The sequence below is a fragment of the Pseudomonas sp. UF-293 genome (assembly GCF_058245595.1).
On record NZ_JBSICA010000017.1, the window covers coordinates 26,223 to 47,523 of the forward strand.

The 21,301-nt window shown below is 61.2% G+C and carries 17 protein-coding genes; all 17 read right to left on the reverse strand.

Annotation, left to right across the window (positions count from 1 at the left end; all coding sequences use genetic code 11):
• Positions 1 to 191 precede the first annotated feature (191 nt).
• The 17 genes from AC4IHP_RS17915 to AC4IHP_RS17995 all read right to left on the reverse strand — a co-directional run bounded on the left by AC4IHP_RS17915 (position 192) and on the right by AC4IHP_RS17995 (position 21,131).
• On the reverse strand, positions 192 to 1,244 hold the full coding sequence (locus AC4IHP_RS17915; protein WP_490832333.1) for an autotransporter domain-containing protein: 1,053 nt from the start codon (positions 1,242 to 1,244) through the stop codon (positions 192 to 194).
• 379 nt (positions 1,245 to 1,623) lie between these two features.
• A complete protein-coding gene (locus AC4IHP_RS17920) occupies positions 1,624 to 2,406 on the reverse strand; it encodes an endonuclease/exonuclease/phosphatase family protein (protein WP_016774637.1) in 783 nt (260 codons plus the stop codon).
• Between the two features lie 198 nt (positions 2,407 to 2,604).
• Positions 2,605 to 3,363: a PIG-L deacetylase family protein gene (locus tag AC4IHP_RS17925; RefSeq protein ID WP_490832334.1), complete on the reverse strand. Its 759-nt coding sequence runs from the start codon at positions 3,361 to 3,363 to the stop codon at positions 2,605 to 2,607.
• A 178-nt stretch (positions 3,364 to 3,541) separates the two neighbouring features.
• Positions 3,542 to 4,201 (reverse strand): glycosyltransferase family 2 protein, encoded by a 660-nt coding sequence (locus AC4IHP_RS17930; RefSeq protein ID WP_490832335.1) that lies wholly within the window; start codon positions 4,199 to 4,201, stop codon positions 3,542 to 3,544.
• Entirely contained in the window at positions 4,198 to 4,797 is a 600-nt protein-coding gene (locus tag AC4IHP_RS17935) for an SAM-dependent methyltransferase (RefSeq protein WP_460119008.1), read from the reverse strand. Before AC4IHP_RS17935 ends, AC4IHP_RS17930 begins: the two co-directional genes overlap by 4 nt.
• On the reverse strand, positions 4,794 to 5,552 hold the full coding sequence (locus tag AC4IHP_RS17940; RefSeq protein ID WP_460119010.1) for a PIG-L deacetylase family protein: 759 nt from the start codon (positions 5,550 to 5,552) through the stop codon (positions 4,794 to 4,796). The genes AC4IHP_RS17935 and AC4IHP_RS17940 overlap by 4 nt, the downstream gene beginning before the upstream one ends.
• The gene (locus tag AC4IHP_RS17945; RefSeq protein WP_490832336.1) at positions 5,549 to 6,547 is read right to left on the reverse strand and encodes an acyl-CoA dehydrogenase family protein; all 999 of its coding nucleotides are present in this window, start codon (positions 6,545 to 6,547) and stop codon (positions 5,549 to 5,551) included. Before AC4IHP_RS17945 ends, AC4IHP_RS17940 begins: the two co-directional genes overlap by 4 nt.
• Position 6,548: 1 nt before the next feature.
• Positions 6,549 to 8,708, reverse strand: coding sequence for a glycogen debranching protein GlgX (gene glgX / locus AC4IHP_RS17950; protein ID WP_490832337.1), 2,160 nt, complete (start codon positions 8,706 to 8,708; stop codon positions 6,549 to 6,551).
• Between the two features lie 240 nt (positions 8,709 to 8,948).
• Positions 8,949 to 9,287, reverse strand: coding sequence for a DUF2934 domain-containing protein (locus AC4IHP_RS17955; RefSeq protein ID WP_460119016.1), 339 nt, complete (start codon positions 9,285 to 9,287; stop codon positions 8,949 to 8,951).
• Between the two features lie 21 nt (positions 9,288 to 9,308).
• Positions 9,309 to 12,083: a malto-oligosyltrehalose synthase gene (locus AC4IHP_RS17960; RefSeq protein ID WP_490832338.1), complete on the reverse strand. Its 2,775-nt coding sequence runs from the start codon at positions 12,081 to 12,083 to the stop codon at positions 9,309 to 9,311.
• Positions 12,080 to 14,158: a 4-alpha-glucanotransferase gene (malQ, locus tag AC4IHP_RS17965; RefSeq protein WP_490832339.1), complete on the reverse strand. Its 2,079-nt coding sequence runs from the start codon at positions 14,156 to 14,158 to the stop codon at positions 12,080 to 12,082. The genes AC4IHP_RS17960 and malQ overlap by 4 nt, the downstream gene beginning before the upstream one ends.
• Positions 14,155 to 15,957, reverse strand: a complete 1,803-nt coding sequence (gene treZ / locus AC4IHP_RS17970; protein WP_490832340.1) for a malto-oligosyltrehalose trehalohydrolase — start codon at positions 15,955 to 15,957, stop codon at positions 14,155 to 14,157. The genes malQ and treZ overlap by 4 nt, the downstream gene beginning before the upstream one ends.
• A 17-nt stretch (positions 15,958 to 15,974) precedes the next feature.
• Positions 15,975 to 17,561 (reverse strand): glycogen synthase GlgA, encoded by a 1,587-nt coding sequence (gene glgA, locus AC4IHP_RS17975; RefSeq protein ID WP_460119024.1) that lies wholly within the window; start codon positions 17,559 to 17,561, stop codon positions 15,975 to 15,977.
• A 590-nt stretch (positions 17,562 to 18,151) separates the two neighbouring features.
• A complete protein-coding gene (locus AC4IHP_RS17980; RefSeq protein ID WP_490832341.1) occupies positions 18,152 to 19,105 on the reverse strand; it encodes a D-2-hydroxyacid dehydrogenase family protein in 954 nt (317 codons plus the stop codon).
• A gap of 12 nt (positions 19,106 to 19,117) precedes the next feature.
• Positions 19,118 to 20,164, reverse strand: a complete 1,047-nt coding sequence (locus tag AC4IHP_RS17985) for an alpha/beta fold hydrolase (protein WP_460119028.1) — start codon at positions 20,162 to 20,164, stop codon at positions 19,118 to 19,120.
• A gap of 86 nt (positions 20,165 to 20,250) precedes the next feature.
• Positions 20,251 to 20,685, reverse strand: a complete 435-nt coding sequence (locus AC4IHP_RS17990) for a YqaA family protein (protein WP_490832342.1) — start codon at positions 20,683 to 20,685, stop codon at positions 20,251 to 20,253.
• Positions 20,685 to 21,131: a DUF411 domain-containing protein gene (locus tag AC4IHP_RS17995; protein WP_490832343.1), complete on the reverse strand. Its 447-nt coding sequence runs from the start codon at positions 21,129 to 21,131 to the stop codon at positions 20,685 to 20,687. The genes AC4IHP_RS17990 and AC4IHP_RS17995 overlap by 1 nt, the downstream gene beginning before the upstream one ends.
• Positions 21,132 to 21,301 lie beyond the last annotated feature (170 nt).

Consider the following 21,301-nt stretch of genomic DNA (forward strand, 5'->3'; position numbering starts at 1 on the left):
TTCTCAACTGAAGGAGTGAGCCTGCTCGCGATGACGTCATTCCAACCAACCAATGTTCCCCCGGATGAACCACGAACCACCAGTGGGAGCGAGCCTGCTCGCGAAAGGGCCGGCAGGTCCAACAGAGGGGGAGCTGACCCACCGCTTTCGCGAGCAGGCTCGCTCCCACTGGTAGTACAGCGCCCTTGAAGTCACCAGCGCATCCGCACCCCGAGGCTGCCGATGATGCCGTTCAGATCATTGTCATCCACATCGCTGCTGTAATCGGCGCTCATGTACAGGCTCACTGCCGGCGTGACCCGCGCTACCAGTCCCAAACCCAATTCCACTGTTGAAGACTTGCGGCTGCTGCTGATCTTGTCGACCTGATCGAGCGTCACCGTGCTCCCGGTATAGACCGTGTGCCAAAGGTTGGTGCGAACGTAAGGTTCGACGGGTAGTCCGTTCAAGTCATAACTGCCTTTCAACCGCGCGCCGACGCGGCCGCTCCACGCGGTCAGGTCGGTCGAAGAGGCATTGCCCGAGCTGGCGTAGGGTGCATCGAGGCTGATGCGTTGGTTGATCAATTGCGCCTGAGGTTCAACGACCCAATTCTCACTCAAGCCGATCGGATAGCCGCCTTCGACCGAAAACGTCATCGCACTGCCTTCGCTGGCCTGACGATTACCTTGCGCAGTGCGACTGAAACCGCTGACCCGACCGCCGCTGGCCGAGACGTCTACGTGCCAGCCCTGCGCGCCCACCAGGCTGTAATAGGCGCCCAGGCTCTGGCCTTGGAGATTCAGGCTGTCAGTGTTCGGGGCGGAGAGGGTGCGTCGGGTCAGTGCGCCATCGGCACTCATCTGTATCTGACTGTCGCCAGTGATCAGGCCAAGCGTCTGGGTGGCGCCATTGCCGCTTTTCACCGTGACCACTGGCGGGCCTCTGAACTCGCCGCCGGCCGTCACGTAACTGGAAGACAGCGCATCGGTCTGTGCGCGTCGGGCGCTTCTGCCATACAGCTCGTCCCAAGCGGAGGGCGCCAGATCCTCGGTAATCAGCCGCGAACTCTGCTGACTCAGCGGCAGCGGTCCGGGCGTTATCACGGTCACCGGCAAGGTCACCACGGGCACATCGGCGCGATACCAGGTGGACTCATCCGCCGCCGATTCCGCATGCGCCTCCATGGACGAGCACAGCAGCAGCGAACCTGACACTGTGCAAAGGGTGATTTTCAAATCGTGTGGGGTCAGTGAAGTTTTCATGGAGGTCTACCTTGCAAGCGCATGCGTCATCTCGTGTTTGGCGTCTCTCCTACCCCGAATGAGGGGCGACCGAATAGAGCGGGGCGAACCGCGGCCGCTCGATTGCGCGAGTGCCGGAGGGTCAGCCCCAGTAGTGATTCCGGGGGTAGTAAGGTAGAGATAAGAAGAGCGACGCCTGCGCGTCAAGAAAATGCACGATGAATGGTGCGCTTAAATCGGCCCTCGCAAGCGTTTGTTTTTCTGCACATAACTAAGTGTCTGTTTGCATGGAAGAACGCTTGCGAAGCGGGCGGCTGACGGTTTTTTGCCGCCGACGAAAGGTCCTTCCGAGCGTTAGTTGCCGGGAAGGCCTGTCATTTGATTGCTGTCAAAAACGCAGCTACAGGTGTACTTCAACTGCTAACGGCAAGTGATCGGAAAGATGCGTCCACGGCTTGTTGCCAAGAATGCGTGGATCATGGCTGCTGGCATTGCGCAGATAAATCCGGTCAAGCCTGAGCAAGGGAAACCGCGCGGGATAGGTTTTCGCCGGGCGCCCATGATGGCGCTCAAAGGCTTCGTGCAAATAATCGCGTCGGGCGAGGGCAGCGTTACCTTGCAGCTGCCAGTCGTTAAAATCGCCGGCGATGATCACCGGCGCGTCGTCGGGCAGCGACTCCAGCAACTGGCAGAGCAGCTGCAACTGCAACTGCCGATGACTTTCCAGCAGACTCAAATGCACACAGATCGCATGCACTTCGGCATGCCCGGGCACATCGAGGATGCAGTGCAACAGTCCGCGCCGTTCAGGGCCGGTGATCGACACGTCGAGGTTGCGGTATTCGCGGATCGGGTATTTCGACAGTAGCGCGTTGCCGTGGTGGCCATCGGGATAAACGGCGTTGCGCCCGTAGGCAAAATCGCTCCACATACTGTCGGCGAGGAATTCGTATTGCGAGGTCTGCGGCCAATCGTTGTAGCGACTCGAATGCCGTTCGTGTTCACCCACCACTTCCTGCAGAAACACCAGATCGGCCGAGGTACTGCGCATTGCTTCGCGCAGCTCCGGGAGGACGAAGCGCCGATTCAGCGCGGTGAAGCCCTTGTGGGTGTTGACCGTGAGTACCCGCAGGCGATGAATGACTGGCGCGTCGACCGCTTGACGCTTGGGATCGCTGGACACGTTCACTCCTCTGAATTGGGCCATGCCTGTTCATGCGACTGGTTTGAGGGGGTGGCAGTTCCTTCCGATGATTCACTGCTGGGCCAATGTGGGAGCGAGCCTGCTCGCGAAGACTTCATCACATTCAATACATCTGACACATGACACACCGCTTTCGCGAGCAGGCTCGCTCCCACAGGTATTGTGAGCTTCCGCCGTTCAGACAAAGACGATTTCATACGGCAAACGCATCCGCTCGAGCAGCACCGGGGGCAGCAGCGGGGCGATGCCGATGGCCGGTTCGCCTTTGAGCTGGCTGGCGTAAGCGTGGGTGGCGTGGCTTTTGCGCGCAACGGTCCAGGTGTCGAGACGCAGCTTGCGCGCGCGTTCCCACGGAATCATGCGCTGCTCGCGCTCAGGCCAGTGCCAGGCCCATACCGGCACATCGTGATAGGTCGCACCGGCCTTTTGCGCCGCGTCGAAACTGGCGCGGCCAACCACTTCATGATCCGCTGGACCATCCTTGCGCCAGGTGCTGAACACCACATCGCCCGGGCGCAGGTAACGGCCGATGAATTCGGTCAGTTGGCTTTGCTGATCACTCAGTGCGTTGTCGGTAAAGCCGCCGCGCACCCACTTCAGGCTGTGCATGGGCAGGCCGAGGCGGCGCAGGGCTTCGACGCTTTCCTGCGGGCGGAACACGCTCAGGCGTTGTTCCGACCATTGCCGCGAGCCGGGGTGGCTGGCGCTGCCGTCAGTGATCGACAGCAATTGCAGTGGATGGCCAAGGCTGGAAAGCAATTGCAGCAAGCCGCCGCAGGTGACGACTTCATCGCCCGGATGCGGGGCGATGACCACGGCGCGGGCGCCGGCGGGAACCAGACTGTGGGTGTTGATGACGGGAATATTGTCGAGTTGCGGCGCGCTGTTCCAGATCTGTGCTGGCAGGCCGTGTTCGTTGAGCAATGACGGTTTCATGAGTGCGACGTCCTTGTGGTGTCTTGCCCTCAGTCGTGAGCAGCCAACGCTGATCGCGGCCCGTGAAGGCAAATGAATAGCAACGGTGCAGTGCTCCAACCCTTGGATTACTGCGAGGCAGAGTATTGCTCAAGACTCGGCATTCGTCGCGTCACAGATCAATCTGATACGTATTTTTTTATTCCAGCTGTGCCAGATTGCGCAGAAAATCACCGAAGCCGCCCTTGGCCCGACTGTCCAGACGGGCGCTGGTATGCACTTGCGGGCGGTGACTCCAGGCGATGTTGGCGCCGCTGCGCTCCAGCGCACGCACCAGTTGCACGTCCTCGTCACAGGTCAGCGGTTTGAAACCGCCGGCCAGGCGATAGGCCTCGGCGCTGACGCCGAGGTTGGCGCCATGAATATGCCGATGGCCATCGCGGGCCTGATAGTGACGGTGATAGCGAATCTGCGCCGCTTCATCGATGGATTCGTGCCAGTGCTCGACGGTCACCGTGCCGCACACGGCGTCTGCTCCCAGGCCCAATTGCGCGGCTAGCCAGTCATCGGCGACGCGGCTGTCGGCATCGGTGCAGGCGATCCAGCGGGCACCGCGCTCAAGCAACAGGCGCGCACCGGCGGCGCGGGCTTCGCCAACGTTGCGCGCATCGATCTGCAGGCTCATTACCGGATAAGCGCTGACGATTTGCGCCGAGCCATCGCTGCAACTGTCGAGCACCACCAGTATTTCCACCGGCTCGCCGGCCAGTTGCCCATGCTGGCTGGCGCGCAACGCTGCACGCAGACATTCATCAAGCAGCGCCTCTTCGTTGTGCGCGGGAATCACGATACCGATCAACGCAAGCCCTCCAGGGCCGCCACCGAGCGTGGCTCGCGGCTCCACAGTTCGAGAATGAAATCCGCTTCCTGATGCAGCACCAGACGCGGCAAAGCCAATTGATCGTGAATCTGATCATGTACCTGACGGGCATTTAGCGGACAGCCCTCAATCGGCGGGCGCCAGTGGCAGGCCAGCAATTGGCCGTCGGCGGTCAGCGATTCGCTGATGCGGCGGAGCACTGCTGTCAGATCTTGCTCGTCGAGGTAGTAGCCGATTTCGCTGAATACAATCAGGTCGAATTTTTCCTCCGGCCAGTCAGCCGGGAGGCGCCCCTGGCGCACTTCGGCATGCTCGAACACGCTCAAACGAGTACGTGCAAGTTTTACCGCCGCGCTAGCGGTATCGCAACACAGCAGGCGCTCGCAGCGCGGAGCGAGTTCCGCACTCAACTCGCCATTGGCGCAGCCCGGCTCGAAGACTGACCGGTAGCGCGGACGGGGCAGCGCGGCGAGGGTGATCGCGCGTTTGCGCTGCTCGTACCAACGCTGGCGGAACGCCCAGGGGTCGTCATTGCCGGCAAACAGGCCGTCGAAATAGCGGTCATCGACGCTCACAGGAACACCACTTCAAAAGGTTGCAACAAACGATCGAGCACATAGGGTGCGAGTACTGGCCCGAGGCCGACGTCGCGGTCGCCTTCCAACTGGCTGGCGAACGCGTGGGCCGCGTGGCGTTTGCGCGCGATGTGCGTGGGTGACAAGAGAATCTTGCGCGCCCGCTCCCATGGCACTGTGGCATCTTCCGGGGTCGCCCAGTGCCAGGTCCAGACCGGAAGCTCGTGACAGGTCGCGCCGACGCGTCGCGCCGCTTCGACACTGGCGCGGCCGACGGCCTCGTGATCACTGTGGCCATCCTCGCGCCAGGTAGTGAAGACCACGTCATTGGCGTGCAGGTAACTGGCAATGAATTCGCTCAACCCGGTTTCTTCAGCCGCCACTTGCGTATCGGTAAAACCACCGCGCAGCCATTTCAGGCTGTGCATCGGCAAGCCGAGGCGCCGCAGGGCTTCGGCGGATTCCTGCGGACGCACTACACTCAAACGTTCGACAGTCCAGCGCTGCGAGCCGGGGTGACTGGCACTGCCATCGGTGACCGAGATCAACTGCAACGGGCGTCCGGCTGCCGCCAGCAACTGCATCATGCCGCCGCAACCGAGCACTTCGTCATCCGGATGCGGTGCGATGATCACCGCTCGCGAACCCAGCGGTACCAAGTCAAGAACGTCGATTGTCGGCAGTTCGGCCAGGCGCCGCGAACTCTGCCATTGCTGCAGCGAGGTGCCCTGGCCGACGATCGGGTTAGCCTTCATAGCGCCCAGACCTCGCAAGACTGACCAGCAATCTGCTGGCCCAGTGCAGCAAGGTCGCGTTCGGCGTGACTCTGGCGCAGAAACACTGGCAAGTCGGCACTCAACCGCGCGAAATGCCGATCCTGACAAAACGGCCCTGCGCCCAACGCACGACCGACTTCACGCATGACTTGTTCGGCAGACTGCTCGACCACGGCACGGGCGCGTCGCGCCAGCAGTTCAACGTCAGCTTCGGGCTGCGCATCGATTTGCAATGCACTGAAGCGCAGCACATCGGCCGCCGCTTGCAGTGCGGTATCAGTCGCGCCGAGGTGGGCGAGGGCGTGCGGTTCATCGCGTTGCGTGCAGTGCTGACGCAGCCCTTCGGCAATTCGCCGCGAAGCGCCGTACCAGCACGCCGCGATACCGATCCCGCCTTGCCAGAAGCCCGGCCGATTCAGGTAATCACCGGGGTTGCCAATAGCCTGGGCTTCGGCGTTGTCGAACAGCACTTCGACGCTGCCGGTGGCGGCCATGCCCACGGCTTGCCAGCCCTGATCGGTGATGGTCACGCCAGGTTGATCAAGTGCGACCGCCACCAATTGCTGCTGGTCATCAGCGTCCCACGCAGTGAGTAAAGCGTGGCTGAGCACCGCAGCGCCAGAACACCAGGCCTTGCGCCCGTTGAGCGTCACCATGTGCCCCGAAGGCGTGACTTTCACCCGTGCCTGCGGCGGTTCGGCGGCCCACATGCCCCACGTGCTGCCCGGGGTTGGCGTACCGCCCAATTGCTCAATGATCGCCAGCGCATCCGTGTGGCCTTCATAGAGTTTGCACAGGCCTAAATCATGTCCTCCGACTTCCGAAAGACGCTGAAAGCGCTCCAGCGTGTGACCGCTACCGGGCAACGGCAAGCGATCGAGTCCGGCCTCGACCATTGCCCGCAGGCAACGGCCGAGGGCGTTGGTGTCGGCGTAATCTGGCGGACGGCGGGCCAGATAGTGTTGAAAGTCCATATCAATCTTCTTCGTCACGTTGCAGTTCGAACAACAGCAACGAGCGCCCGGTCACCGAATATTCATGGCCAAAGTCGAAGCGTTCCTGGCCGCGAATCGACGGTTGATTGGTGTCGATCATGCAGGTCCAGAAGCCACCGTCCGGTACTTCCGGCAGGGTGAAGTTGACGATGTCGTGGTGCGCATTGACCACCAGCAGTAGCGTCGCATCAGCGCCCTTGCGGCGAATCCCGGTTTCCTGTGCGCGACCGTCGAGCAGCATGCCGAGGCAGCGATTATGCGCGTCGTGCCAGTGCTCGGTGGTCATCTCGGTGGCGTCCGGTGCCAGCCAGGTCACGTCCTTGACGCCGATGTCCTCGTTGTATTCGCCGACCAGGAAGCGCCCGCGACGCAGGATCGGATAAGTCAGACGCAATTTGATCAGGCGCTTGACGAATTTCAGCAGCGCCTTGCCGTCCTCGCTCAGATCCCAGTTGACCCAACCGATTTCGCTGTCCTGGCAATAGGCGTTGTTGTTGCCGTCCTGAGTACGGGCGAACTCGTCACCGGCAACGATCATCGGCGTACCTTGGGCCAACAGCAGGGTGGCGAAGAAATTGCGCATCTGCCGATGACGCAGTGCATTGATTTCCGGATCGTCGGTCGGGCCTTCGACACCGTGGTTCCACGACAGGTTGTTGTTGCTGCCGTCCTGATTGTTCTCGTCGTTGGCTTCGTTGTGCTTGTCGTTGTACGAGACCAGATCATTGAGGGTAAAACCGTCGTGGGCGGTGATGAAGTTCACCGACGAATACGGCCGACGCCCACGCTGGTTGAACATCTCCCCGGAGGCGGTCATGCGGCTGGCGAAATCGGCGAGCTGGGCGTCGTCGCCTTTCCAGAACGCACGCACGGTGTCGCGGAATTTGTCGTTCCATTCGACCCAGCCCGGCGGGAAGTTACCCACCTGATAGCCGCCGGGGCCGCAGTCCCATGGTTCGGCGATCATTTTCACCTGCCGCAGCACCGGGTCCTGACGGCAGGCGACGAGGAAGCTGTGGCGCTCGTCGAAACCATCGTGGTAACGGCCGAGAATGGTTGCCAGGTCGAAGCGGAAACCGTCGACATGCATCTCACTGGCCCAGTAGCGCAGAGAGTCGGTGACCATTTGCAGGACGCACGGGTGACTCAGGTCCAGCGTGTTGCCGGTGCCGGAATCGTTGATGTAGTAGCGCTTGTCGTCGGGCATCAAGCGGTAGTACGAGGCGTTGTCGATACCGCGCATCGACAGGGTCGGGCCCTGCTCGTTGCCTTCGGCGGTATGGTTGTAGACCACGTCGAGAATCACTTCGAGGTTGGCATCGTGCAGGTGCGCGACCATTTCCTTGAATTCGGCAATCTTGCCACTGGCCAGATAACGCGGATCCGGGGCGAAGAACGCAATGCTGTTGTAGCCCCAATAGTTGGTCATGCCTTTTTGCAGCAGATGCTGATCGTTGACAAAGGCGTGAATCGGCAACAGTTCGACAGACGAAACACCGAGTTTGCGAATGTGATCGAGCACGTCGTCGACCATCAAACCGCCGAAGGTGCCACGCAGGTTTTCCGGCACCGAAGGGTGACGCATGCTGATGCCGCGCACGTGGGTTTCATAAATGATGGTCTTGTCCCACGGCACGCTGACGCGATGGTCATTGCCCCAGGTGTGCGCCGGGTCGATGACTTTGCATTTGGGCACGAATGGCGCGCTGTCACGTTCGTCGAAACTGAGGTCGGCGTCGGGGTGACCGATGGTGTAGCCGAACAGAGCTTCCGACCATTTCAGCTCGCCGACCAATTGCTTGGCGTACGGGTCGATGAGCAGTTTGTTGTGGTTGAAGCGATGACCATTGGCCGGGTCATATGGACCATAAACGCGGTAGCCGTAGATCAGGCCCGGATGCGCATCCGGAAGGTAGCCGTGGTAGATCTCATCGGTGTATTCGGGCAGTTCGATGCGCTCGAGTTCGACTTCGCCGCTGTCGTCGAAAATGCACAGCTCGACCTTGGTGGCGTTGGCGGAAAACAGAGCAAAGTTCACCCCCAGACCATCCCAGGTCGCACCGAGCGGGAAGGGCAGGCCTTCACGAATTTTCGACGGCTCGACGTGCGCAGCGGGTTCGGCTTTCTTTGGACGGGTCATGATTGCTCCTGCAAAAAAACGGGACAGTTCAGGCAATGAGATTTCCTGGTGGGAGCGAGCCTGCTCGCGAAAGCGTCGGTACATCCGACATCTTCACCAACTGACCGAGCGCTTTCGCGAGCGGGCTCGGTTCCACAAGGCTGTGTGTTTGCCCCCAAGAAGGGGCGTTCTTCGGGGCGCAAAAACCCCTTGTGGCGAGCACGCTCGCCACACAGTCATTCAGTTCAAATATGGATCGGGTCAGTTCGCCGGGGGCTTCTTCGCTGCTCGCGGCTTTTTCTCGGCAGCCTTTTCGCCCGGCGGGACTACTTTGGCCGTAGCCGCAGGCTTGGCTTTCGCCGCTGGTTTGGCTTTGGCTGCGGCCGGTGTCTTGGCGTCAGTGCTCTTCGCTGCTGTCGCTGTAGTCTTGCCAGCCGCTTTGCTGCCAGCCGCTTTCGGTGGCTTCTTCGGCGCCAGCGCTTCGGCCTCGGCCAGCTTGCGCGCCATCTCCCAATGACGTTCTTCGTGGCCTTCAGGTTTCCCTTCCGACTCCCAGATCTGATAGGCGAATTCGCGAATGCGTTTATCGTCGGTGCTCATCGCAATGCTCCTGAACTGAACTCATGCTTGTGTCGAGTGTTGGATAAAGAGATTGACCGGGACATCCCCCAGCGCTTCGCTGACATTCAGCTCCCTGTTTTGTGTGACTACGCTGCTGGCAAAAAGTCCCTTCAGGTTTGCATCCGAAGCGGCGGACGGTAAAACCACCCGCGTATCGCCCCAGCGCAGCGCATCGACTTGCGCAACGGCACTGTTTTCCAGCAACGTTGCGCAGCGTACCGGCACCACGACAATGGCCCGCACACCGTCGTGTTCGCGTGCGAATGCCAGCACGTTGTGCGCCTGCCTGCCCAGCACTTCCAACGGCTGGTAATCGCCATGACGGAACAACTCGCCGTGCTCCTTGCGCAGGTTCAGCACCTCTCTGATCAGCGCCTGCTTGATGCGCCCGTCGCGCCAGTCCTTGAGCAGTTCTGCACTCGGCGCGGAGGCCTGCAACGATTGCTCGCGGGCGGCGTAATCCACCGGCCGGCGGTTATCCGGATCGACCAGACTGAAGTCCCAGTACTCGTTGCCCTGGTACAGATCCGGCACTCCCGGCACGGTCATGCGCAGCAAGGTTTGCGCCAGCCCGTTGAGCGCGCCGGCAGCGGCGATGCTGTTGACGGTCTTGCTCAGCGCCGCACGCAGCAATTCGCCTTCTTCGCCGGTCAGGAGTTTTTCCGTGAAGGCCTGCGCCGCGCGTTCATAGGTTTCATTTGGCGCGCTCCAGCTGCTTTGCAACTTGGCTTCACGCAGGGCTTTCTGCTGCCATTGCCAGATGCGCTTGGCGTAGTCGGCGAAACCGGCCTTGTCGTCGTCCCGCAGATCCAGCGGCCAACTGCCGAGCAGTGCCTGATAGAGGATCAGTTCGTCGCCGGCAGACGGTGCGTCATCTTCGATGCGCACCGGGCGGGCGAGGGCGCGCCACAGTTCGACCTGGTCGGCGTACCAATGGCTGCGCTCGCTGAGTACGGCCAACCGGGCGCGAGTGTCTTCGCCGCGCTTGTGATCATGGGTGGCGGTCGCGAGCAGGTTGTCAGGAAACTCCGCCATGCGCTGTTGATTGACTTCGTGGAACTCACTGATCGGCGCGCTGAATTGCTCGGTGTTGTAACCGACATCATTGCGCGACAGCAGCACCGCCGAACGATAGAGCGCGGTATCTTCCACGGCTTTGGCGGCCGCCGGCGAGGTCAATTGCTGGAAACGCACGCAGGCATGCTTGAGGATCTTGCGCGAACGCCCGCGCGGTTTGCGGCGCCATGGCGTGCCGCCGAGCCAGCTGGCGACCGAGTCGAGCACCGGCCAATCAGCCTCGCTGAGGGTTTGCCGCGCACCGTCCATGGCGTGCTGGAAAATCGCTTCGTCCTGCTCCGAGCGACCCATGGCGCTGATGTAGGTGCGATAAACCGGGAAGTGCACGATCAGCGCGTGCAGCACGCGGCGAATCGCGCCCAGGGTCAGGTCGCGAGTCATCAAGTCATCCCGCGCAACCTGGTGCAGGGCCTGCGCGACACTTTCGAAATCGCTGGCCAGCGAGCCGTTGAGGATCTGCTGACGGGCCAGTTGCGCTTCCTCAATAAATGCTGCCGGGCGCTCGGTGCGGCGCTGCCAGAGTTCGCCGAGCACATGTTCGCCGTCCGGGTCGTGTTGCAGCAGCGACAGCTGATTCATGAACTCATAACCGGTGGTGCCGTCCACGCTCCAGTCGCGGCGCAGGGTTTCGCCCTCGCCGAGGATCTTCTCGACATAGATCGGCAGATGACGCCCCGGTGCAAGGTGATCAAGTCGCCGGCGCAGTTTGCGGCAGTAGCCACGCGGGTCGGCGAGGCCGTCGATGTGGTCGATGCGCAGGCCATCGACCAAGCCTTCTTCGATCAACTGGAAGATCTTGCCGTGGGTCGCTTCGAAAACTGCCGGACGCTCGACACGCAGGCCGCCAAGCTCATTGATGTCGAAGAAGCGCCGCCAGTTGATGTCGTCCGCCGCCGTGCGCCAGCTGGCCAGGCGATAGCTTTGCCGTTCCAGCAGTTCGTGAAGTTTGTGAAAGCCTTCCTCGGTGGTGGAATCGTATTCTGCGAGGTTGCCTTCGACAGTCGCCAGGATACGCGGATCGCTCGCCAGCTCTCGCAACTCATGCTTTAGCGGGATCGCCAGCGAATGGGCGTCGGTCTGGTAGCTGAGTGTGCTGAAGCGATCGGCCAGGGACTTGAGCGTGTCGGCTGATTTCAGCAGTTCGCCGTAATTGCTCGGGCAGATCGGGAAGTGGTGGTCGTAGTGCTCGACGTAAAAAGTCCCGGTCTGCGCGTTGAACTTGAGCTTGAGTGCGCCTTCTTGCAACGCCACACCGTAATCGCTGCCAAGGAACGGCAAGAGCAACTGGCCTTCCATCAGCGGATCAGGGGAGTGCCACTGAATGTCGAAGAACTCGCCATACGGACTCAGGCGTCCCCATTCGAGCAGGTCGAGCCACCACGGATTGTCATTGCCGCCCACGGCCATGTGGTTGGAAACGATGTCGAGGATCAGCCCCATGTTGTGCTCACGCAGGGTGCTGACCAGTCGGCGCAGTGCTGGCTCACCACCGAGTTCCGGGTTGACCTGGGTCGGGTCGACCACGTCGTAACCGTGCATGGAACCTGCCCGCGCCGCCAGCAGGGGCGAGGCGTAGATATGGCTGATGCCGAGTCGGGCAAAGTACGGCACCAGTGGCACCGCTTGTTCGAGGGTAAAACCTTTATGAAATTGCAGGCGCAACGTGGCGCGCAGTGGCTGGATTTGCTGTTGATTCATTGGTCACGCTCAGAGGCTTGAAGGCGCGCGCAGGCCAGCAGTTCCAGGCGGCGGGCGGCATCGGGGCCGTCTAGCAACGCTTCGCTGGGACCGGGCAAACGTCGCGACCAGTTCGGATGTGAATCGATAGTACCGGGCAGATTCGCCTGCTCGTCGATACCCAAGGCATCTTCCAGCGGCAGCAGCACCAAGGGCGCACGGGTATGGCCGAGGAAACGCACACTGGCGTCGACCACTTGATCGGCTTCGTGGGACTCTTCACGGAAATTCTGCGGATCCTGGCGCAGCGCGTCGCGCAGGCCTTCGCGTTCACGCTCGCGGTGCCGGCGCCAGTCGATTTCGCCGTTGGCATCGACCAGGCCGAGGCGCGCGTTCCAGTCGATATCGCGGCCATGCCACCAACCGTTGAGTGTCGGCAGGTCATGGGTGCTGGTGGTGGCCAGCGCGTCATCCGGCCAGTCGAGAATCGGTTTGAAGCGGGTGTTGTCCTGTTCGAACAACAGCACGCGCATGCCCAGAATCGAACGCGCTGCGAGTTTTTCACGCAGGCCTTCCGGTACCGTGCCGAGGTCTTCGCCGAGGACGATGGCCTGGTGCCGATGCGATTCCAGGGTCAGCAGGCGCAGCATGTCGTCGAACGGGTAATACAGATAGGCGCCATCGGCCGGCGCGGCGCCGTTGGGAATCACCCACAGGCGTTGGAGGCCCATGACATGGTCGATGCGCAGGCCACCGGCGTGGGCGAAGTTGGCGCGCAGCATGTCAATGAAGGCGCGGAAACCGTTGCGGATCAGCCCTTCGGGCGAGAACGCGGAAATGCCCCAACCCTGGCCGCTGCGATTGAGGATGTCCGGCGGCGCGCCCACGGTCAGCGAGGCGAGCAGTTCATCCTGAAAGCTCCAGGCCTGACTGCCAGCGCCATCAGCACCGACGGCGAGGTCGGCGATCAGACCGATGCCCATGCCAGCGCTGCGCGCGGCAGTTTGTGCGCGCTCGAGGCAGCGATGGATCAGCCACTGGCAGAAGGCGAAATAACCGATGCGCTCGGCGTATTCCTCGGCAAAAGCACTGAGTGCTGCGCCGCGCGGGTCATGCCAGTGCTCCGGCCATTCGCGCCAGTCGAGGCTTTCGCCACGGGCGGCGCGCATTTCCTGAATGGCTTCAAAGCGGCAATGGTTCTCCAGCGCTTCGCCAGCGGAGTGGCGGAAACTGGCGAAGTCGGCGTGCAGCGGGTGCTCGCCAGCGACAAAGCCGTCGTACAAGGCTTGCAACAGTTTCTGCTTGGCTTCGGCGGCGGTCGGCCAGTCGATCAGCTTGAGATTTTCCAGTTGCTCGAACTGCGCGGCCAGACCACTGGCATCAATCGCGTCACGCAACGCGCGTTCGCCAAGAATCGCGCCCGGCGCTGCGTAGAGTGAATTGAGAAACAAGCGGCTGGATGGCGAATAAGGGCTGTAGCGGCCATTGTCGGCGCTGAACATCGCGTGCATCGGGCTGATCGCAAGCGCATCGGCGCCACGTTCGCCAGCCACGCGGACCAGTTCTTCCAGCGCCTGGGTGTCGCCGAAGCCACCGTCACCGGGACGGCGCAGCGCATATAACTGTGCACTCAGGCCCCAGGCGCGCGGGATCGGGCTATCGACCGCATCGCCGACGCTGAAGCAACGCTCGGGCGCTACGGCCAAAGTGAAATACTGATCACCAATGTGCACTTGCTGGTAACCGACCGGAATCAAGCCAGGCAACATCGCTTCGTTGTCCAGCTTGAGATTCATCTGCGAGCCGTCTTCAAGCTGAATTTCGCAAGGCGTTTCCGGTGAAAAGTAGCGACTCAGGTCGAGGGCAACGCCCACGTCGCAGGTCAGCAGGGGCGGCAAGTGGCGGTCTTGCTGGACTTCTTGCAGTTCCAGCAGGCTGGCATCGATTTCTTGCGCGGTGCTGGCGGGGTGGCCGAGTCCGATCAGGACATTGCGCAGCACAGCAGGAGCGACTTTTTGCTGACGCCCGTTGGCGTCGATCCAGTCGACGGCAAGGCCGGCTCGGCTGGCGAGTATTTCCAGTTGCGCATCGCTCATAGGCGCTCTCCATCCAGGGGGTGCAAAAGGGGTGCGGCCGTGAGGCTGACGAGCGCGGTGTACGCCGGCAGTTGATTCGGGTCCGACAGATCAAGGGCCGGCGGCTGTTGAAACAGCCACTCGGTATTGGTCTGTGCAGGGTTGACCACTGCCGTATCACTGAGGTTCAGGTCAATTCGCAGCTCACTGCCATTGCCCAGCCGCCAGCGTGCGCTGACCGCGCCATAGCCGAGCATCTGCGCGCCCAGAGCCTGGGTTCCGGAGAGGTTGGGAATGATGTACTGGTGACGCAATTTCAGCAGTTGCCGGTAAAGCTCCTGGGTCTGCTGTTGCAATGGCGTGCCGCTGCCTACCAGTCTCGGCTGCGAAGCGTGAAAGGTGCTTGCGGCATTTGGATCGGGAATCTGCTCGCGCTTGTGCGGATCGGCAAACGCGCTGAATGCGGCAAACTCATTACGCCGACCTTCACGCACCAGTTCCGCCAGTTCACCGTGGTGGCTGGTGAAAAACAGGAATGGTTGCTCGGCGGCAAACTCATCGCCCATGAACATCAGCGGAATCATCGGCGACAGCAGCAATAGCACCGTCGCCGCTTGCACCGCGCGCGGGTCGGCGAGCTGATGCAGACGCTCGCCAAAGGCGCGGTTGCCGATTTGGTCATGGTTCTGCAGGAACAGTACGAAAGCGGTGGAGGGCAGATGCTCGCTCGGCTCGCCGCGAGGTTCGCCATGGCGAGTGATGTGGCCCTGGAAAACGAAGCCCTGACTCAGGCAGCGCACCAGTTGCTCGGTGGGCTGCGCAGCATAGTCAGCGTAATAGGCGTCGGTTTCGCCGGTCAGCAGCACGTGCAATGCGTTATGACCGTCGTCGTTCCACTGCGCGTCGTAATCATTCTCCAGCAGACTCGACTGATTCAGCTCGTTTTCGACGGTCAGCCAGACGTGCCGGGTCGGGTCGATCTGCTGGCGAATGCGCCGGGCCAGATCGCTGAGGAAATCCGGGTCTTCAATCGCATGCACCGCATCCAGACGCAAGCCGTCGAAACGGTATTCGAGCAGCCACATCAGCGCGTTTTCAATGAAGAACTCGCGCACTTCCGGACGGCGGAAGTCGATCGCCGCGCCCCAGGGCGTGTGCTTGTCCTCGCGGAAAAAGCCTTTGGCGTAACGATGCAGATAGTTGCCGTCAGGGCCGAAGTGGTTGTAGACGACGTCGAGAATCACCGCCAGGCCATGGCCGTGGGCAGTGTCGATCAGGTGTTTGAGTTGTTCCGGTGTGCCGTAGGAAGCCTGAGGTGCGTAGGGCAGGACCCCGTCGTAGCCCCAGTTGCGATCACCGGGGAATTGCGCCAGCGGCATCAGTTCGATGGCGGTGACGCCCAGCGCCACCAGCCGCGCCAGATGTTGTTCGACTTCGGCAAATCCACCGAGCGCACCAACGTGCAACTCGTAGATCACTGCTTCGCTCCACGGCCGACCATTCCATGTGATGTGCCGCCATTGGTAGGCATGCGGATCGACCACCACACTGTGGCGGTCGAGGTCACCATCCTGCGCCCTGGAGGCCGGGTCCGGCACCTCCAGTTCGCCATCGATGCAGTAACGGTAGCGGCTGCCCGCTGGGCAGTTGGCCTTGATCACAAACCAACCGTCGCCCTGGGGCAGCATGGGCAACGATTTTCCATCATCCAGTTCCACACTGACGTAGAACGCGTCAGGCGCCCACAACGCAAATTGCGTGTGCTCGGCATCCAGCATGATCGCGCCGTGGGGCCAGGTTTCTTGGGTCCTTGACGGCATTTTCTGCAACTCCCTGGTTATTTGTGGCTGGCTTTACCCAACGCCTTGGCGACCAGTTGTTCGTAAAGTTCGGCATAGGGTTCAACCGCTTTGCTCCAGTTGAACGGTGCGGCCATGGCCCGGCAACGCATGGCATTGAGCAGTTCCGGGAAGGCGAAGACCTTGAACGCGCGGCTCAGGGCTTCCTTGTAGCTTTCGACAGTGGATTCATCGAAGAGGAAACCGGTGACGCCGTTTTCGATGGTGTCGGCCAGGCCGCCGGTGTTGCGCGCGACCGGCAAGGAGCCGAAACGCTGGGCGTACATCTGGCTCAGGCCGCATGGCTCGTAACGCGACGGCATCAGCAGGAAATCGCTGCCAGCGAACATGCGCCGTGCATCGGTCTCGTTGAAGCCGATGCGCACGCCGATCTGCCCAGGGAAGCGCAGGGCCAGCTCGCGCATGGCTTGCTCTTCTTCCGGCTCGCCGCGACCGATGATCGCGATCTGGCCACCGTTCTGCACGATGAACTCGGACACCGCTTCGGTCAGGTCGAGACCTTTCTGATAGACCAGTCGCGAAACCACGGCGAACAGCGGGCCGGTGGAATCATTCAGGCCGAACAGCTCACGGACGTGGGCGGCATTCACCGCTTTGCCTTCCCAGTCGCCAATGGCGAAAGGGGCGAACAGGTGCGGATCGGTTGCGGAATCCCAGCTTTCATCGATGCCGTTGGGGATGCCGCTGAGCAGGCCTTGCTGGGTTTTGGCGGCAAGGAAGCCGTCGAGGCCACAGCCAAAGTCGGGCGTGGTGATTTCCTGCGCGTAAGTGGCGCTGACGGTGGTGATGTGGCTCGAATAGGCCATGCCGGCCTTGAGGAACGACATCTTGCCGTAGAACTCCATGCCTTCCTGTTGCAGGGCATGGGTGGGAATCCCAAGCTCGGGGCAGGAAGCAAGGCTGGTCACGCCTTGGTAGGCAAGGTTGTGAATGGTGAACAGCGTTGGCGTGCGCTGCCCGCGCCAGTGCATGTAAGCGGGCGCGAGGCCAGCCGGCCAGTCATGGGCGTGCACCAGATCCGGGCGCCAATGGATTTGCGCGAGGTTGGCGGCGATGTCGGCAGCAGCCAGGCCGAGACGGGCGAAGCGGATATGGTTGTCCGGCCAGTCGCGACCGTTGTTGGCGCCGTACGGGCCGCCCTCACGCTCGTAGAGTTCAGGGCAGATCAACACGTAGATCACCAAGCCATCGGGCATGTCCATGCGCCCGATCTTGCAAGGTGGCAGCGCGGCGTGGCCACCCAGCTCACCGATGATGTGAATCGGGTTTTCGCTGTGCACCACTTGCGGGTAACCGGGAATCAGCACCCGCACGTCATGCAGATGGGCCATGGCCCGGGGCAGGGCGGCGGAGACGTCACCCAGACCACCGGTCTTGACCAGATCGGCGATTTCCGAAGTCACGAACAACACTTTTTTCTTGTTGGGATTCTGGCTTGCTACCGGAGCAAGCGTCTTGGTGCCGGGTACGTTGATCTGTCGGCTGCCGGGAACACTGATGGTGCTCGATTCTCCAAGCGACTGGTGAGCACGCTCTCCCTGAATATCCAATGCCGCACTGATCATATGTATCTCCCGTGTTTGATCTGATTCTTGTCTCGAACAAGCTGTTTCATGGCCAAGTCCTGTGGCCGGGCGCAAAGGCGCCACGCATCGGTGAGCAAACGCTGACCCAACACGCGCAAGCAGAATGGGTGGTGAGGCCGTTGCAAGGATTACACCAGTCGCTTTCGCCCAGTTGTTCTGATGACCTGTGGCGTGAAGCAAAAGTTTCGACTTTTTTTCGCCGGTATGACCGAGTGGTTTGGCCACTGAAAAATGAGTCTAGGCCAGATCCTAGAGCGGGTCAGGGCAAATGGGTAAATTGTTCGACAATCGGTTGTGTCGGGATGTAATCGAGGGTTCAGGAGGGGGAACGCTCCGACGAAGGGCATGTTTTTCGTCTGGAGTGGGCCAAAACGGTGACTGGCTAGTCACGATTTTGTGCTAGGGGATGGGGTCAGGGCACCGATTTGGTGCAAAGGCATTTGGGCGTGGTGTCAGTGATGGACTATTCGCGAGCAGGCTCGCTCCCACATTGGGACACATACAACCTGTGGGAGCGAGCCTGCTCGCGAAGAGGGCGGTTGAAGCAACACAACTTTAAAGTGATGGAATCAATTCAACAGACGCACCGGCTGCCCAGCCGCCCAAGCCTGAATATCCTCGATCATCTGCCGGAAGAACTGCTCATAGTTCTGCCGACTGACATACCCCACATGCGGCGTGGCGAGGACATTGTCCAGCGTGCGAAACGGGTGCAGGGCCGGCAAAGGTTCTTGCTCGAACACGTCCAGCGCGGCACCGGCAATCCGCTGTTTCTGCAATGTCTTGATTAGCGCCGCTTCATCAACGATCGGCCCGCGTGCGGTGTTGACCAGCAGCGCAGTCGGTTTCATCCACTCCAGCGCCTGGGCATCGACCAGACCGCGACTGCGCTCGCTGAGCACCAGATGCACCGACAGTACGTCGGCCTGCTCGAACAGTTGCTGCTTGCTGACGTACGTCAGGCCGGCCTGTTCAGCGCGTTCGGCCGTGAGATTTTCGCTCCAGGCGATCACCCGCATGCCGAACACCTGACCGAACTGCGCGACCCGCTGGCCGATGCTGCCCAAACCGAGAATCCCCAGCGTCTTGCCGTGCAGATCACCGCCCAACCCCTGCTGCCAGTGGCCGGCGCGCAGAGCATTGGCCTCGTTAACCAGATTCCGGGTCGCCGCCATGATCAGCGCCCAGGTCAGTTCCGGTGCGGCGTGCTTGTAGCTGTCGGTGCCGCAGACCTTGATGCCCAGGGCTGCAGCGGCCGGCATGTCCAGCGCGGCATTGCGCATGCCGCCGGTGGCCAGCAACTTCAGATTGGGCAGGCGCCCGAGCAAATCGGCGTCGAAACGCGTGCGTTCGCGCATGACGCAGATCACCTCATACTTGCCAAGGCGCTCGGCCAGTGTCGCGTTGTCGGCCGGGTAATCATGCACAAAGGTTACTTCACCGATGCCCTCGAGCACGGACCAGTCGACCGCGTCGCGGGCCACGTCCTGCCAGTCGTCGATCACTGCAATCTGCACTGTCATCGCCTTACCTCATCAAGGAACGGAAGGAGTCTTGCCCAGCCAGCCGAGCAGTGCCTGGTGGAATTTTTCCGGTTCTTCCATTTGCGGCGCATGGCCCATGCCCGGGAATTCAATCAGCGTCGACTGCGGAATCAGCTTGGCGACTTGCTTGCCGAGCACCTCGTAATGACCGATTTTCGCTTTCACTTCAGGTGGTGCAAGGTCCTTGCCGATGGCGGTGGTGTCGGAGGTGCCGATCAGCAGCAGGGTCGGCATCTTCAGGTCTTTGAACTCGTAGTAGACCGGCTGGGTGAAGATCATGTCGTAGATCAGCGCCGAGTTCCACGCGACCTGGGTCTTGCCCGGACCTTTGCTCAGGCCGGCGAGCATGTCGACCCAACGATCGAATTCCGGCTTCCAGCGGCCATCGTAATAAGTGGTGCGCTCATAGTCGCGGATGCCCTTGGCCGTGACCTTCAATTCACGCTGATACCACTGATCGACGGTGCGATACGGAACACCGAGGGCTTTCCAGTCTTCCAGACCGATCGGGTTGACCATCGCCAGTTGATCAACCTGTTCAGGGAACAGCAACGCGTAACGGGTGGCGAGCATGCCGCCGGTGGAGTGCCCGAGCACAGTGGCTTTCTGAATGCCCAGCGCCTTGAGCAATTGCTGGGTGTTGGTTGCCAGTTGCTGGAAGCTGTATTGATAGTGCGCAGGTTTGCTGGACGTACAGAAGCCGATCTGGTCCGGCGCAATCACGCGGTAGCCGGCATCGCTCAAGGCTTTGATCGAACTGTCCCAGGTCGCCGCGCAGAAATTCTTGCCGTGCATCAGCACCACGGTGCGGCCGTTGGCCTTGCCATTGGCGGCGACGTCCATGTAGCCCATTTGCAGTTTCTGGCCTTGAGATTCGAAGGCGAAGTGTTTAAGCGTGTAGGGATATTGGAAGCCTTGCAGCTCCGGGCCGTAGGCAGGCCCTTCGGCGGGAGCGGTTTCAGTGGCCGCGTGCGCCATTAATGGCAGGGCAGCGCTGAGGACGAGGCCGGGCAGCCAGCGGGAAAGCGTGACAGACATGAGCACAAACTCCTTGAAAATTGGCCGACTCTGGAAGGCCGGGATTACGCCGACGTTAAACAAAGGCAATCGCAGCGAAGGTTGGTTCAACCGAGCCAGCCGAGGGTCAGCAAGGCCAGCACGCCATAGCGCGCGCCTTTGGCCAGCGTCACGATCAACAGAAAGCGCCCGAGCGGTTCGCGCATGACGCCTGCTATCAAGGTCAGCGGATCGCCGATCACCGGCAGCCAACTGAGCAGCAGCGACCAATGCCCATAACGCTCGTAGTGCTTGCGCGCCGTGGTCATATGCCGAGGGCTGACCGGGAACCAGCGTCGATCCTGAAACCTATCGATGCCACGGCCCAGCCACCAGTTGACCAGCGAGCCGAGTACGTTGCCTAGCGTCGCCACCGCGAGCAGCCCCCACAACCAGTAACGCTCGCTGACGATCAGACCGACCAGCAGCGCCTCGGATTGCAGCGGCAACAACGTCGCCGCGCCAAACGCAGCAAAGAACAGACCGAAATAAGCCGCCCCCATCAACGGGCCGGGTAGTCCGCCACCACTACGTCAGCACCGTCCTTTTTCAGGCCGATGACCTGATACGCGTCGCTCATGCCGTCCATTTCCATGCCTGGCGAACCCATCGGCATGCCCGGTGCGGCCACGCCAAGCAGATCGTCGCGCTTGCTCAACGCGAGCACCTGATCGGCCGGCACATGGCCTTCGACGAATTTGCCATTGATGATCGCCGTGTGGCAGGACGCCAGACGCGGTGGCACGCCGTGCTGCTGTTTAAAGCTGCTCATGTCGCTTTCGACGTGGTCTTCGACTTTGAAGCCATTGGCCTCGAGATGACTGATCCACTTTTTGCAGCAACCGCAATTGGCATCGCGGTGCACTTCGATCGGGATCAGTTCGGCGGCTTGCGCCAGGGTGGAGATGAACAGGGCGCTCAGGGCGAGCAGACGCAATGGGGTTCGCATGGGAATGGGCTCTCGACTCGGTGAAGGTCAGAAAGAGCGCATTTTGACCGGTTTTTCCGTCCCGGCATCAACTGAGTGTTTCCAGTTGCTACAAGACGGGCGGGCAGAGGGCTGAGAGATGAGGGAGAGGTAACAAGGTTGTCAGTAAGGTATGCCATGCGAAGTAATCC